This window comes from Bacillus halotolerans (assembly GCF_004006435.1).
GTDB classification, from domain to species: domain Bacteria; phylum Bacillota; class Bacilli; order Bacillales; family Bacillaceae; genus Bacillus; species Bacillus halotolerans.
This window is the reverse complement of the sequence record NZ_CP029364.1, coordinates 3,165,271-3,180,414: the sequence shown is the minus strand read 5'-3', so window position 1 is coordinate 3,180,414 and position 15,144 is coordinate 3,165,271. Positions and strand designations below refer to the sequence as shown.

At 43.2% G+C, this 15,144-nt stretch carries 16 protein-coding genes; 3 read left to right on the top strand and 13 right to left on the bottom strand.

What is annotated here, in order from left to right; genetic code table 11:
- Positions 1-77 precede the first annotated feature (77 nt).
- The 8 genes from ytrF to DIC78_RS16335 form a co-directional block, all read right to left on the bottom strand.
- Positions 78-1,388: an ABC transporter permease YtrF gene (gene ytrF / locus DIC78_RS16370; protein ID WP_106020299.1), complete on the bottom strand. Its 1,311-nt coding sequence runs from the start codon at positions 1,386-1,388 to the stop codon at positions 78-80.
- Positions 1,378-2,073 (bottom strand): ABC transporter ATP-binding protein YtrE, encoded by a 696-nt coding sequence (gene ytrE, locus DIC78_RS16365; protein WP_024122571.1) that lies wholly within the window; start codon positions 2,071-2,073, stop codon positions 1,378-1,380. The genes ytrF and ytrE overlap by 11 nt, the downstream gene beginning before the upstream one ends.
- Before the next feature lie 14 nt (positions 2,074-2,087).
- Entirely contained in the window at positions 2,088-3,065 is a 978-nt protein-coding gene (gene ytrD, locus DIC78_RS16360; protein ID WP_127696619.1) for an ABC transporter permease YtrD, read from the bottom strand.
- Positions 3,066-3,096: 31 nt separating this feature from the next.
- Positions 3,097-4,083, bottom strand: coding sequence for an ABC transporter permease subunit (locus tag DIC78_RS16355; protein WP_127696618.1), 987 nt, complete (start codon positions 4,081-4,083; stop codon positions 3,097-3,099).
- Positions 4,077-4,955 carry an ABC transporter ATP-binding protein YtrB gene (gene ytrB / locus DIC78_RS16350; RefSeq protein WP_127696617.1) on the bottom strand — a complete coding sequence of 293 codons (879 nt, stop codon included), beginning with the start codon at positions 4,953-4,955 and terminating at the stop codon, positions 4,077-4,079. The genes DIC78_RS16355 and ytrB overlap by 7 nt, the downstream gene beginning before the upstream one ends.
- Positions 4,948-5,340 (bottom strand): GntR family transcriptional regulator YtrA, encoded by a 393-nt coding sequence (gene ytrA, locus DIC78_RS16345; RefSeq protein WP_024122575.1) that lies wholly within the window; start codon positions 5,338-5,340, stop codon positions 4,948-4,950. The genes ytrB and ytrA overlap by 8 nt, the downstream gene beginning before the upstream one ends.
- A 33-nt stretch (positions 5,341-5,373) precedes the next feature.
- A complete protein-coding gene (locus tag DIC78_RS16340; RefSeq protein WP_127696616.1) occupies positions 5,374-5,511 on the bottom strand; it encodes a hypothetical protein in 138 nt (45 codons plus the stop codon).
- A 155-nt stretch (positions 5,512-5,666) separates the two neighbouring features.
- Positions 5,667-5,939 carry a YtzC family protein gene (locus DIC78_RS16335; RefSeq protein ID WP_010331570.1) on the bottom strand — a complete coding sequence of 91 codons (273 nt, stop codon included), beginning with the start codon at positions 5,937-5,939 and terminating at the stop codon, positions 5,667-5,669.
- Positions 5,940-6,100: 161 nt separating this feature from the next.
- Here DIC78_RS16335 and mnmL point away from each other — a divergent pair, with 161 nt between their 5' ends.
- Entirely contained in the window at positions 6,101-7,069 is a 969-nt protein-coding gene (gene mnmL, locus DIC78_RS16330; RefSeq protein ID WP_127696615.1) for a tRNA modification radical SAM protein MnmL/YtqA, read from the top strand.
- Positions 7,066-7,650, top strand: a complete 585-nt coding sequence (gene mnmM / locus DIC78_RS16325) for a tRNA 5-(aminomethyl)-2-thiouridylate-methyltransferase MnmM (protein ID WP_106020303.1) — start codon at positions 7,066-7,068, stop codon at positions 7,648-7,650. Before mnmL ends, mnmM begins: the two co-directional genes overlap by 4 nt.
- Here mnmM and tbcS read toward each other — a convergent pair.
- Both tbcS and DIC78_RS16315 read right to left on the bottom strand, forming a co-directional pair.
- Positions 7,640-8,743: a tetraprenyl-beta-curcumene synthase gene (gene tbcS / locus DIC78_RS16320; RefSeq protein WP_106020351.1), complete on the bottom strand. Its 1,104-nt coding sequence runs from the start codon at positions 8,741-8,743 to the stop codon at positions 7,640-7,642. The two genes, mnmM and tbcS, sit on opposite strands and share 11 nt — an antisense overlap.
- An 18-nt stretch (positions 8,744-8,761) precedes the next feature.
- The gene (locus DIC78_RS16315) at positions 8,762-9,541 is read right to left on the bottom strand and encodes an alpha/beta hydrolase (protein WP_106020304.1); all 780 of its coding nucleotides are present in this window, start codon (positions 9,539-9,541) and stop codon (positions 8,762-8,764) included.
- Between the two features lie 50 nt (positions 9,542-9,591).
- On the opposite strand from DIC78_RS16315, the gene DIC78_RS16310 reads away from it, so the two are divergent.
- The gene (locus tag DIC78_RS16310; RefSeq protein ID WP_059291785.1) at positions 9,592-10,101 is read left to right on the top strand and encodes a gamma carbonic anhydrase; all 510 of its coding nucleotides are present in this window, start codon (positions 9,592-9,594) and stop codon (positions 10,099-10,101) included.
- A 261-nt stretch (positions 10,102-10,362) separates the two neighbouring features.
- Here DIC78_RS16310 and alaP read toward each other — a convergent pair whose 3' ends face one another.
- The 3 genes from alaP to metK form a co-directional block, all read right to left on the bottom strand.
- Complete coding sequence (gene alaP / locus DIC78_RS16305; RefSeq protein ID WP_127696614.1) at positions 10,363-11,754, bottom strand: alanine permease AlaP; 1,392 nt, start codon at positions 11,752-11,754, stop codon at positions 10,363-10,365.
- 136 nt (positions 11,755-11,890) lie between these two features.
- A complete protein-coding gene (asnB, locus tag DIC78_RS16300) occupies positions 11,891-13,789 on the bottom strand; it encodes an asparagine synthase (glutamine-hydrolyzing) (protein ID WP_024122583.1) in 1,899 nt (632 codons plus the stop codon).
- 149 nt (positions 13,790-13,938) lie between these two features.
- Positions 13,939-15,141, bottom strand: a complete 1,203-nt coding sequence (gene metK / locus DIC78_RS16295) for a methionine adenosyltransferase (protein ID WP_127696613.1) — start codon at positions 15,139-15,141, stop codon at positions 13,939-13,941.
- Positions 15,142-15,144 lie beyond the last annotated feature (3 nt).

Below are 15,144 nucleotides of genomic sequence, written 5' to 3'. Positions count from 1 at the left end.
TTTTTATGTCAAGTGTATAGCAAATCTTGTTGATGCGCTATACAGAAAAGCCGGCTGGTTCAGCCGGCTTTTTCTGATTACAATTCTCTTCTTAATGCTGTCAGCACGTTGGTTTTTGTTGCTTTTCGGGCTGGGTTCATACCCGAGATCACAGCGACACCGCCGCAAATCACAACCGCAATGATGACAAGGCTGAGCGGAATATAAGAAAACGTATAATTCAGATCGCCCGCTTCGCCTCCGCTTGTCGCCGCGAGAATCATCGGAACGGCCAGGTTGACAAGGTAGCTCACGCCGTAAGAAATGATTATCCCGATCACACAGCCTAAAATTCCGATATACGCACTTTCCATCAAGAACATTCGGCGAATGATAGACGGACTTGCCCCAATCGCTTTCATAATGCCGATCTCCTGCGTTCTTTCTGTAACCGCCATCGTCATCGTGTTAAATATTCCAATGGCTGAAATGATAACCGCGATACATCCGACAAAGATCAGGCCGATTTTGAAGACCATGAAGAAGGTGTTGGCTCCTTCAAGCTCGGTAGTAACTGATGTGACATAGTATCCGTCATCTGTTAGATCATTTGTCAGCTGTTCCACATTCTCAAATTTATCAGCAAAAACGCCCACATTTTTTTCAACATTCCCGCCCTTGAAGTCCAAAAATTCCGAAAAGTCCTTCTTGAACTGATCACTAATGAAGATGTTTGAATCCTCCATCCAATCTTGAGATGGTTTTTTTGTAATACCGACAATTTTAAAGTCATATGTTTTTGTTTTCGTAACATCCCCTGTTTTAGGATCTGTTTTTGATACACTTAATTCGATCGTTTTGTTCAGGATGTCTTTCGTGTAGCCCTTTGGTTCTTCTATATCTTCGGGGTTTCCTTTTGCTTCTTCGATTTTTTTGTTATATGCTTCAGATTCTTTTTTCGTCAATAATCTCTTTGCAAAGTCGTATCCTACTACGATTTCATTTTCCGACTTTGCGACTCTTCCTTTTTCTAATTCCATATTGGCCTTTAATTCATCGTTCATATTGGTAAAGATAAGATTAGAGCTTTCATTTGTGCGATTGCCTAAAGTTGCTTTGTTTGGCTCATACACTTGCGTTCTTTCTACAACTGACCTTACATGATCATACTTCTCTAAATCAGCTTTTTTAATAGGCTTATCCCCTTCCTTGCCCATTACACTGACTTTAGTCACAATTTGCTGGCTCATCGTCATATCTGTGATTGTCTTTTGAATCCCAAATCCTACAGACGATAGCACAACCAAAAACGCACACGCCATTGTTGTCGCAAGAATTGTCATAAAGACGCGGAGCCTGTTTTTCTTCATATTTCTTCTGATAAAATGAACCTGATCCTTAAATCTCAACGGTAATACCTCCTTTTAACACACCGTCATGCAGCTGGAATTTTGAGTGTCCGATTGAAGCTACTTCATCATCATGAGTAATAATCACAAATGTAATGCCCCGCTCACGGTTCAGCTGCTGAATCAATTCCAGCACTTCCTGTTCCGTTTCTGAATCAAGGCTTCCCGTTGGCTCATCCGCTAAAATAATCGACGGATTTAAAATCAGCGCTCTCGCAATGCTGACACGCTGCTGCTGGCCGCCTGACAGTTCATTAGGATAGTGAGCAGCATGGTTTTCAAGACCGACGCGTTTCAGCATGTCCTGTACCTTTTTCTTGCGCTCAGACGGTTTGATCCCTTTTAGCGCCAGCGGCATTTCGACATTTTCATACGTCGTTAAGCCCGGGATGAGCTGAAAGCTTTGAAAAATAAACCCAAAGTGTTCAAGGCGGAACTGCGCCCATTCCTTTTCATTAAAGCCCGTGACATCAGTTCCGTTAATCACAATACGCCCTTTTGTCGGTGAGATGTAGCCTGAAATCAAATTCAGAAGCGTTGACTTCCCCGACCCGCTTCGTCCGACGATACAGGCGATTTCTCCTTTCGCCACATTCAATGAGACATCCTTCAATACTGGAACTTCATTCTCACGGCCCTTTTTTCCGATCGTGAAAGAATGGTCGATATGCTGAACATCTATCATATGTTCTCTCTCCCTTACAACTGTTTTATTTTTTTATAAATCGCAAAATAACTAATGAAGAAACCAACCAAGGCACCTGCAGCCATGCCAAGGAGATAGCCGGCAAAGCTCTCGCTTGTAGCAAATCCAAAGTAGCCGAAGCCCAAAATGCCAATGATAATGACGATCACTTGCACCGGACGATCCAATGCTTTCCACAAAAAGAAATATCCGTTTCGTTCATTTGACAGTTTGACGAAGCTGATGTACCCGATGAGGTAAAAAATAATGCTCATGACAGCCGGAATCACTAAATAATTCGGTGAATCTTCAACCCAGTTTGGAATAACATATGTGATCGGAAATATATACTGCATCCATTCAGGTATAGGGTAATCTAGAAATCTCGCTCTCCCGCCAAAGAGGATATCCATATTAATCGCAGGAAGGGTAATCACTAAAAAAGGCAAGATGGTGACAGTAAATGAGACCAGCAGCTGTGCAAAAATATTGCCTGTCAAAGCTCCTCCAGCCATAACCAAAGAATAAGCCAGCATGCTAACAATGATCATTCCCAAGCTGTAGTTGTGAAAATAAACGGCCTGATCAGGCTTCAAAAACAAAATCAGCAAAACTGATAAAACATAACCTATGAGTTGCGGTATCACAATAACCATTCCGCCGGTGAGGAACTTCGCATTAAATATCTGCCCCCGTGTATAAGGAAGGCTTAATGTAAAGTCAAAGTAGCCCTTGCTCCGTTCAATCCCAAGCTGGCTGACCGCCAAAACCACACCCCAAATCCAAAATACTGAGATAAATGTGCTGTTTAAATAATCAACGCTGAATACGCAGGGGCCGACCCAATTTTCTTTTCCAGTAACACAGCCTTGATAGGTAAGATACATATTTAAAATCGATAAAGGATTACCTAGTATAAAAACCAAAATGGTGATAACTAAGGCGACTTTATTTTGTTTCCACTCCTTATAAAGCAGACCGGAATCCGGCATTTTACTTCCCTCCAAACTTTAAGCCGTTATCTTAATGTCTTACTTTTTTAAAGATGGAAAAATAACTGATCAAAAATCCGACAATTCCTCCGATAATCATTCCGATAATGTAACCCGCTATGGATTCACCAGCAGAATGCCCCACTATACCAAAACCCAGGATTCCTAACACGATGACAAGGATTTGGATAGGTCGATCTAATGTTTTCCATAAGAAAAAGTATCCATTACGCTCATTATGATGTTTTATAAAACTTATATAGCCAATGAAATAAAAGAGAATACTCATCACTGCAGGGATTAGTAATAAGTATTTACTTTCCGCCACCCAACTTGAATCCACATAAGCAATCGGGGAAAAGTCCATCAAATTATTTTCAAAATCGAAGTAATATTCAACATTGGGTAACATTTTCCAAATTTGAATCCCTGAGATAATCTCTATATTTGAAAAAGGCAAAACGATAATCAAATATGGCAATACAGAAGTTGCAAAAGCTGTCAACAACTGAGCAAAAGCGTTTCCAGTTAACGTCCCAGCGGCCATTACTAATGAGTAAAACATAATGCTGGTGATCATAACACCGATGCTTCCATGTTCAAAAAAGTTTACTTGTTCAGGTTTTAAGAAAAGAATCAGCAGCCATGCTAATAAAAATCCGACTAATTGCGAAAGCACAAGGACAACTGCGCCTAGCCAAAATTTCGTTTGAAAAATTTGGCTTCTTTTATATGGAAGACCTAACAAAAAGTCCATCGTACCTCTCGAACGTTCAAGCCCGACCAAACATACTGCCAGTATAATCCCTATCACCCAATTGATTTGAATCATGCTGTCTATGTGGTAATCTACAAAAAATGCACACAGTTTTGGATCTGAATGTGCTAGGCATGACTCGTTTAAAGAATATGAGTGATAAATCGTTAAAGGATTTGCCAGCACCAAAAACACAATACTTAACACAATCACCACTTGATTCTGCTTCCACTCTCGATAGAGGAGACCTCGGTCTACCATCTCCGCTTCCCTCCAAACTTCGCAATGAATACTTCTTCTAGGTTGACAGGAAGCTCATTCCACACTTTTGGCTTCAGCTCTCTTAAAAAGCTCTTGTTCTTCTCATCGCTTTTCGGGATCAGCACCGTGTAAAACACACCGGCCTGATCGAGCATCGGAATGTTTTGCTCTCTGATAGCCAAATTGACATCTGTATCAAACGCCATTTGAATTTTGATGTATTCTTCTTTTAGCTCATCAAGATCCATCACATTCGTCAGTCTGTTATCTTCGAGAAAACCGATTCGGTTGCACATCCGTTCAATGTCCTCAAGGCGATGGGAGGTGATCAGAATGCTCGTATCACGCTCAGCCACTTCATCAACCATCAGCTGCAGCACATCATGTCTTGTCACCGCGTCAATGCCGTCCGTGGGCTCATCAAGGAGAATCAGCGCCGGTCTCGCCGCAAATGACAGAACGAGCGACAGCTGTTTTTTCAAACCTGTCGACAGCTCGCGGTATTTTTTCGTTTCCGGAATTTCATATCTGTTCATCAGCTCATTCGCGTACGTGACATCAAATTTCGGATAAATTCTTCTTAGGATGTCAACAAGCTGCTTGTATGTATACTTATCATAAAAAGGATTTTGAACAGGCATGTAGATGATATTCTGTTTGACCTTCGGATGCTTTTTGATTTCTACGCCGTCAAACAAAATCGTCCCGCTGTCGGCGAAAATGATTTGCTGGATTAAGCGAAGCATTGTCGTTTTGCCTGACCCATTGCGGCCGAGCAGCCCGAAGATTTCTCCTTTTTTAATTGTTAATGAAACATCTTTTAATACTTGATTTCCGTCAATCGTTTTTGACAGCTGTCTTAATTCAATCATCGCTCTTGCCCCCTTTCACATCAGCGCTGATTTCTTTTATCCATTCTTGCAGTTTATCCAGCTCAACCCCCGCATAATGTGCATCGATGATGAGCTGTTTGAGTTGCTCTTTAATCATCGTCATCTTCCCTTCAACCAGTGTCGTTTTTGCATTTTCCGATATATAGGTCCCTCTGCCACGCAGCGTTTCAATAATACCCTCTCGCTCAAGCTCTTTGTACGCTTTGCTGACAGTATTCGGATTCGCAATAATGATCGTCGCCAATTCTCTGACAGAAGGAAGCTTATCACCAGGCTTCATGATCCCTTTCAAACAAAGCTCTTTCATTTGCTGAATAATTTGTTCGTAAATGGGCGTTGAGCTTCTTGGATCGATTTGAATCATTTACTTCCCTACTTTCTATACGATCTGAACCTTTTATAGATAAAACTGATCAATTATACTTTTTTGCCATTCAAAACCGATCATAACGAGTACAAGAAAAAAAGAACAAGCGATCACAGATGCCGCGATCAGCATTGGCACGTTACGTTTGTTTTGTTTTTTATGTTTCATAACTGCCTCCCTTAATTTCAATATATAAATGACTGTTTCATCAGTGTCTATAGTGTATTACTTCAATTAGTACACTTAATACAATAAATACTTTACTGTGCAAAGTCAATCCTTTTTTTACAAAAAAACGGACCCTTATCAAAAGGGTCCGTTTCTTACACATCAAGAGGGTGCTGCAAGATCATATTATTTTGCAAAGCTTGAAGCTGAAGTCTCATTCTGTACAGCTGTTCTCTCTGCTGATCATTTGATGACAGCCATAATTTATTCAAGGCATTTACCGCATTTTCAATCTGCATTTGCGCATCACTGTATTCTTGGTCGTTATAATGCTCTTGTTTAGAAGCGATTTTCAGCTGTTCTTCAGCATAATCATACGCCTGCATACATTGTTGGAGATGTTCATCTACTGATTGTCTTGTTGCCACAGTAACCCCTCCTCTTGGTAATGGAAACAATCCATCATCCATAGTGTAGCCTCATCAGACATGATTCAATAAAGAAATTTATGGTCGATATTCATTTGTTCTCATATGAAATGCGTGCTACAATTTTAGGATGCAATTGTACGCAAGGAGGCACATTAATCGTGATTCAGAACAATCCTTTTCCTTATTCAAATACGGAAAAACGCTATCATACATTAAATTATCATCTCAGAGATCATTTCGGGCATAAGGTATTTAAAGTAGCGCTTGACGGCGGCTTCGACTGCCCGAACCGGGACGGCACTGTCGCTCACGGCGGCTGTACCTTTTGCAGCGCTGCGGGATCCGGTGATTTTGCAGGAAACCGGGCCGATGATTTAATGACGCAATTCCACGACATTAAAAACCGCATGCACGAAAAATGGAAGGACGGGAAATATATCGCTTATTTCCAGGCTTTCACCAATACGCATGCTCCGGTTGAAGTGCTTCGAGAGAAATTCGAGTCTGTTCTCGCGCTCGATGATGTGGTCGGCCTTTCAATCGCCACACGTCCGGACTGCCTGCCGGATGACGTTGTTGAGTATTTGGCAGAACTGAATGAACGCACGTATCTTTGGGTGGAGCTTGGGCTTCAGACAGTTCACGAACGCACAGCTCTTCTGATCAACCGGGCACATGACTTTGACTGCTACATTGAAGGTGTGAATAAGCTAAGAAAACACGGCATACGCGTCTGCTCGCATATAATCAACGGACTTCCTCTGGAAGACCGCGATATGATGATGGAAACGGCAAAAGCAGTGGCAGATTTGGACGTCCAGGGTATTAAAATCCATTTGCTTCACCTGCTAAAGGGCACGCCGATGGTGAAGCAATACGAAAAAGGAAAGCTGGAATTTCTCTCTCAAGACGATTATGTGCAGCTCGTCTGTGACCAGCTTGAAATCATCCCGCCAGAAATGATTGTACACCGTATCACTGGTGACGGGCCGATTGAATTGATGATTGGGCCAATGTGGAGTGTGAACAAATGGGAAGTGCTTGGCGCTATCAATAAAGAACTTGAAAACCGCGGCAGCTACCAAGGTAAGTTCTTTCAGCGTCTTCAGGAGGAATCGGCCTTATGATTCTGAAAAAAATTCTTCCCTACAGTAAAGAGCTGCTAAAAATGGCCGCAGGGGATGGAGACATCGTTGTTGACGCCACAATGGGGAACGGGCACGACACCCTGTTTTTAGCTGAGCTTATCGGTGAAAACGGCCATGTATACGCATTTGATATACAAGAATCAGCAGTGGCCAATACGAAGGAGCGGCTCGGTGACACCTATCAAAACCGGACAACTTTATTTCATAAAAGCCATGACAAAATTGCTGAATCACTTCCGCAGGAAACACACGGCAAAGTGGCGGCCGCTGTGTTTAACCTCGGCTATCTGCCAGGCGGGGACAAATCGATTACGACAAACGGCAATTCAACGATTCAAGCAATTGAACAGCTTCTCAGCATCATGAAAGATGAAGGCCTGATTGTTTTGGTCGTCTATCACGGCCACCCGGAAGGCAAAGCTGAAAAAAACGACGTGCTCGACTTTTGCCGGGACTTGGATCAGCAAACAGCCCGTGTCTTAACATACGGATTTATCAATCAGCAAAATGACCCGCCGTTTATTATTGCTATCGAAAAAAAAGCTCAAATCAGCAAATGATTTGAGCTTTTTTCTTTGAGTTTTTCATCCAGGCCATTTTTTGAAACTTTCTGTAGGCTCTGCCGTTGATATAAAAGAAAAAGGAGGTTTTTCCGCTTGCTTTGATCAGCTTTTTCGCGAGCCGGCCCATTTCCTTTTGGCCCGCCACTTTATCATCAGACAAATAGACACCCAGCAAGCCGCGGTTGATTAAGCGGTGGAAGTTTTCGTGCGGAATGCCGTGCAGATGTTCATCGGCTTTCTGAATAAAGTGCTGCAGCCGATTCATCATTTCTTCATGCGACTGATAATACGAGCAGAAATTCAAGTCCCCTTCAAGCAAGTCCTCCTCCTGGTCAATCAAATAATCAAGCAGAATATGAAGACCTTGTATGTAAGGAAAATAACTGTTGCGGATTTTTTTTGCGGTGCTTTCAGTAAAATCGGGCTGAAACGAATATGCGACAAGACAGAAAATGCCCAGCGTGGAGCCTGCACAAGCTGAGAATTCATACCATTCCATCTCGGGAAGCTCTGATTCATATTGGGTAAACCACTTTTCAAGGCGCGGGACACGCTCATGCTCAACAACGTGCTTATGCACCTGCAAATCGCAATAATAGCCGCAAAGCTCAAGCAGATAAGGTTTAATCATGTCGTAGTGTTCAATAGAACCGAGGACTCGCTGGCACGTTTTCACCAATTCCTGCAAATATCCGCTGTCATCCTGCTCGTCCCTGAATTGATAATAATTTTGCGGTTCAGCTCCCACTGTCAATGCGTCCTGCATAGAGGTGTGAAGCATTCGAAAATCTTCCGGGTCAAGTGATGTGCTGCGGTCGCACAAATTGTCCAGGTAATCGCTGATCGTTTGGTATGCGATGATGAACTCAACACATTTCTGCTTATGATTTCCTGACAATAAGGCCAATATGCCGCCGCCTTCGCAGTGAAACGTTTTATCTCGAATACTTGCGGTTGCCTGTGCTTTTAATTCACTGTTTTTAATTGCTTCTGATTTTTGCTTCCATATGTTCAGCTCTTGATGAACGAGCGGAAAAATATCACGATATACTTTTGCCATCAGTCCAAAAGGATGTTCCGGTACTGTCAACACATGCACCCCCCTAGTTCAAATATATTGATCAGTAAATGCTCTTGCGGCTTTAAAAACGTCTTCTCTTTCCGGTTCATTAAATATTTCATGATAAAGCCCTTCCCATTCCCTATATGACTTATTGTGGGAAGCAACCCCTGAAAACCACTTGATGACCTTCGTTTTATCGACCAGCTTGTCATCTCCGGCCTGCATGACCAAAAGCGGCACCCTCAGAAAAGCCTCTGTCGGCACCATGGCAGACTCAAGAGTTTTTAACAGCTCTCTGTACCATCTGACAGAAACCTTCGTCACAAAGAGGGGATCGTTCTGGCCTGCTTCGATGACATCTTCATTGCGTGTCGCCATATCAATCGATAATCCTGAATCAACTTTAAGCGACGGAGCAATGACATTCAGCCCCTTTGATGCAAGGTCAAGCACTTTATTGACTTTAATTTGCAGCCCGAGACACGGTGATGATAAAATAATTCCCGTAATGCGGGGGTTTCTCTGCTGTTTAAACCATTCAATCGCAATCAGGCCGCCCATGCTGTGGCCGAGAAGAAAAACAGGCAGTTCAAAGGTTCGCGCTTTATCTATCCAAGTATCTACTTCATCAATGTATTCTTGAAATGAGTGAATATGCCCCCTGGCCCGGGTGGTTGTCCCTTGTCCCGGCAGATCACCCATTACAACGTGATAACCCGAAGATCTCCACATTTCACTCAGCCATTTATACCGTCCATGATGTTCACTTGCCCCGTGGATCATAACAATCACTGCCACAGGTCTGTCTGCTTTCCAGGTCCACATGCGGTTCACCTCATACAAAAATTAAATAGAGAAAGAAGGATGAAAGATATATGATTTACCCTTATAAGGAATACACGCCAGAAATCCACCCAACGGCTTTTGTAGCCGATAATGCAACAATTACCGGTGATGTGGTCATCGGGGAACAATCCAGCATTTGGTTCTCAGTTGTCATAAGAGGAGATGTAGCCCCGACCAGAATCGGTAACAGAGTCAATATCCAGGATTTAAGCTGCCTCCATCAAAGCCCGAACCGAACGCTTCTCATTGAAGATGACGCCACGATAGGCCACCAGGTTACACTCCATAGCGCCGTGATCCGCAAGAACGCCTTAATCGGCATGGGTTCAATCATTTTAGACGGAGCCGAAATCGGTGAAGGCGCATTTATCGGTGCCGGCAGCCTTGTTCCTCCGGGAAAAATCATTCCGCCAGGCCATCTAGCCTTCGGCCGCCCGGCAAAAGTCATCCGTCCTTTGACGGATGAAGACCGAAAAGACATGCAGAGAATACGGTCTGAATATGTAACAAAGGGTCAATATTATAAATCACTTCAATAAATGTAAGACCATCTTCGTTTTACTTTACCATTTTTCAAAATATTATTTAAGCGATAACCTTCGCTGACCCGAACCAAATGCAGTTCGGGTTTTTAATTTTCCATAAAACGTTCACATGTAAAAATGAACATGTGACTTTTATCTTATCATAAAAAACAAGACGCCACTGTAAGCAGTCTCTGCAAAAAACATATTCCTATTCTCTGCTCTCTACGAGCAGCTTTACTTAAACAAAAAAGAGCCCTCCGGGAGCTCTTTTTGTCAGCTGATCTGTTGTTCAGTTGACACAGCTGCGTTTTTCTTATGAAAGCCTTTGCCATAATAAACGGCTATCAAAATCAGAAACCAAATCGGACCGACAATTACGGCGACTCTTGTTTCCGGGCTATAAGCCATCAGGATAATGACAAATGCTAAAAAGGCCAAAGATAAATATGACGTGAATGGGTAAAAAGGCATTTTATATTTTAATTGCTTTTGATCCTTTGGCTGCATGCCTTTACGATATTTGATCTGAGAAAGCAAGATGATCGCCCATGTCCAAATCGCCCCGAACGTCGCAATGCTTGTGACCCAAGTAAATACCTTCGCAGGCACGACATAGTTTAACAGCACACCGACTAATAATGCACCCGCAGAAGCCAGTACGGCCTTACCCGGAATGCCGCCTTTGGTCAGCTTACCGTATGCTTTTGGCGCCTCGCTCTGCTCCGCTAGGTTAAAGAGCATACGTCCGGTGCTGAATATGCCGCTGTTGCAAGAAGACAACGCTGCCGTCAGAACGACAAAGTTAATGATGCCTGCCGCATATGGAATCCCCACTTTTTCAAACGTGAGTACAAAAGGGCTTCCTTGCGATCCGATTTCCTGCCACGGATAAATGGACATGATAACAAATAAAGCACCGACGTAAAAAATCAAGATACGCCAAAATACCGTATCAATTGCTTTCGCTAATGATTTTTGCGGGTTTTTGACTTCGCCGGCAGTCACCCCTATCATCTCTATGCCTAAATACGCGAACATCACCATTTGAAGTGACAATAAAACCCCTTTTATTCCATGAGGAAAAAATCCGCCGTTGCTCCACAAGTTGCTGATGCCAGTCGCAATGCCTCCATTGCCGACTCCTGTAATGATCATTAATAAACCGACAGCAATCATAGAAAGGATCGCGACAATTTTAATCAATGCGAACCAAAACTCCAGCTCTCCATACGCCTTTACGGCGAGGAAATTAACACCAGTCATAATCACCAGCGCCGACAATGCCCAAATCCAATTGGGCACATCCGGAAACCAGTATCCCATATAAATTCCGACAGCGGTGATTTCCGCCATACAGGTTACAACCCATAAGAACCAGTAATTCCACCCGGTTAAGTAACCTGCGAGCGGACCTAAGTAGTCACGCGCATACCTGCTGAAGGAGCCCGCGACCGGCTTTTGAATCGCCATTTCCCCAAGCGCCCTCATTATAAAAAACATAACCAGGCCGCTGCAGGCATATGCCACCAAAATACCCGGCCCTGCTAATTGAATAGCTGATGCGGAGCCAAGGAAAAGTCCCACTCCTATGGCAGCCCCTAAAGACATCAAAGAAATATGCCTTTCTTCCAGACCGCGATGCAATTCTTGTTTTTGTTTTTGCATGTTCCCTTCTCCCCTAGAAAAAAATATCATTACATCATTTTTCTGAATATTTCACACGAATGTGCAGGGTAATCAATGATGATGGAGAAATACTGGTATAATAACAAGGCTTTCGACGAATCGAAAGCCTTATCTGTTAGACAAAGATGACTTCTTTAGGCTGATGGCTCAGCTCTTCAGGCATATACCGTTTTTCGATATTGATGCTGTGCCAGATCATAAAGATGAGCACTGTCCAAATTTTACGGCTGTTATCAGCCTTGTCGGCACAATGGTCTTCAAGAAGCTGAAGAACGTAATCCTTATGGATATAAGCGTCCGTTTGGCTTTCCTGAATAATGCTGCGCACCCATTCGTTCATTTCGTTTTTCAGCCAATGACGGATCGGTACAGGGAAACCGAGCTTTTTGCGGTTCAATACATGATCCGGCACAATGCCTTCAGCAGCTTTGCGAAGGAGATACTTTGTCGTACCGTTCTTTGTTTTCAATTCATCAGGAATTTTAGACGCAACGTCAAATACGACTTTATCAAGGAATGGCACACGCAATTCCAAAGAATTCGCCATCGTCATTTTATCCGCTTTTAGCAAAATGTCGCCTCGCATCCAAGTGTGGATATCGACATACTGCATTTTGTTAATATCGCTGTATGAGCTGCTTTCTGTAAAGTAAGGCTTCGTCACATCACGATACGAAAGGCTCGGATCATAGTGCTTCAGCAGCTGTTTCTTCACGGATTCTTCAAAGATCTTCGCGTTGCCGATATAACGCTCCGGAAGCGGAGTGCAGCCGCGCTCAAGCAGGCTCTTTCCTCTCATTCCCTCAGGCATAACGGCCGCTACGTGCAGAAGCATCTTTTTCAAGCCGGACGGAATGCGTTCAAACGGTTTAAGAGAAAGCGGTTCACGGTAGATGTTGTATCCGCCGAACAGCTCGTCCGCACCTTCGCCAGATAACGCAACCGTTACGTGTTTTTTTGCTTCTTTCGCCACGAAATACAACGGAATCGCAGCCGGGTCTGCAAGCGGATCATCAAAGTGCCATACGATTTTAGGAAGCTCGTTCATGTATTCTTCAGGTGAAATGACTTTGCTTATATTTTCAATGCCCAGTGCAGCGGCAGTTTCTTTCGCTACATCAACTTCACTGAAGCCCTGCTGTTCAAATCCGACAGAAAATGTTTTCAGGTTTGGATGAAATTCTTTCGCAACGGATACAATAAACGAAGAATCGATTCCGCCTGATAGGAATGAACCGACAGGCACATCACTTCTCATATGAACGTTTACAGAGTCATAGATAGCGTCTCTGACTTCTTTGACAAGTTTATCTTCTTCCGTCTGAACAGGCTGGAAGCGCGCCTTGAAATACGTTTTGAATGTGATATCACCGTCAGGACGGATTGTAAACTGAGAACCCGGCTCTACTTTTTTCACATCAATATCAAGCGTACTTGGCTCAGGAACGAATTGGAAAGACATATACTGCTGTAATGCTTCTTTATCTATTTCAATATCATTTTGGGCTGCCATTAAACTTTTTCTCTCTGAGGCAAAATAAACCTGATCATTGATCGTTGTGTAATACAACGGCTTAATGCCGAATGGATCTCTTGCTCCATAAAGAACATGATCGTTTTTATTCCAAATCAGAAAGGCAAACATGCCGCGCAGCTTGGAAGCCGCTTCTTCTTTATAGTGACGGTAAGTCGCAAGAAGAACCTCTGTGTCAGAATCTGTGTTGAAAGTATATCCCTTTGCTTCAAGCTCTTCTCTCAGTTCGATATAGTTATAGATTTCCCCGTTAAAAATAATCCAATATTTTTCATCTTCATATGATAAAGGCTGTCCGCCATTCTCCACATCAATAATGCTGAGCCGTCTGAATCCGAATCCAACGTGCTCATCATGGTAATATCCGTCACTGTCAGGACCGCGGTGAACGATCATTTGGTTCATTTGTTTGATTAGTTCTTCTTGATCAGCGGTTTGAGTTAACGGATGCTTGTTAAAAACCCCGACAAATCCACACATAGTATTGCCTCCATATTTAAAATTGTCATCATTGAACCCCTATTTATAGACGCTGTGAACAGTGTTTGGTTTCACAGTTATGTAAAAAAATAAACATGGATACATCGATAAAAAAGGGAAAGCCGCTTAACCAGTAAGCGGCTATAAAATTATTCTCCTAACGCTTCTTTACGCAGCTGTTCCGCTTTGTCTGTACGCTCCCACGGAAGGTCAACATCGTGGCGTCCAAAGTGGCCGTACGCGGCAGTCTGTTTGTAGATCGGCCGGCGTAAATCAAGCATTTTGATAATGCCGGCAGGTCGTAAATCAAAGTTATCGCGCACAACTTCAATCAGTTTTTCCTCCGAAGCTTTTCCGGAACCGAATGTGTTGATTGAGATAGACACAGGCTGTGCAACACCGATCGCGTAAGCAAGCTGCACTTCGCAAGAATCTGCAAGCTCAGCCGCAACGATGTTTTTCGCAACGTATCTTGCAGCATAAGCAGCTGAACGGTCTACTTTCGTCGCATCTTTACCAGAGAACGCGCCGCCGCCGTGACGTGCGTAGCCGCCGTACGTATCAACGATGATTTTACGTCCTGTAAGCCCCGCATCCCCTTGAGGTCCTCCAATGACGAAACGGCCTGTAGGGTTAATGAAGTATTTTGTTTCTTCATCAATTAATTCTTTAGGAACAACCGGATTGATGACATGTTCTTTAATGTTGCGCTGAATTTGCTCAAGCGTAATTTCAGGGTGGTGCTGGGTTGAAATAACAATCGCGTCAATGCGGACAGGTTTGTTATTTTCATCATACTCAACCGTTACCTGTGTTTTGCCGTCAGGGCGAAGGTAAGGAAGAACATCTTCTTTACGCACTTCACTCAAGCGGCGGGCTAATTTATGAGCAAGTGAAATTGGAAGAGGCATAAGCTCTTTCGTTTCGTTGCACGCATAACCGAACATTAAACCTTGGTCACCCGCTCCGATTGCTTCAATTTCTTCGTCGCTCATTGTGCCTTCACGGGCTTCAAGCGCTTGGTCTACACCCATCGCAATATCAGCAGACTGCTCGTCAATTGATGTTAAAACCGCACAAGTTTCCGCATCAAATCCGTATTTTGCACGTGTGTATCCGATTTCTTTAATCGTTTCACGAACCGTTTTTGGAATGTCAACATACGTAGAAGTTGTGATTTCTCCGCTGACAAGAACCAAACCAGTTGTCACAGACGTTTCACAAGCAACACGCGCGTTAGGGTCTTTCTTTAAAATTTCATCTAAAATGCTGTCAGAAATCTGATCACAGATTTTATCCGGATGCCCCTCCGTAACAGATTCTGATGTAAATAAACGACGATTTTTACTCATGAT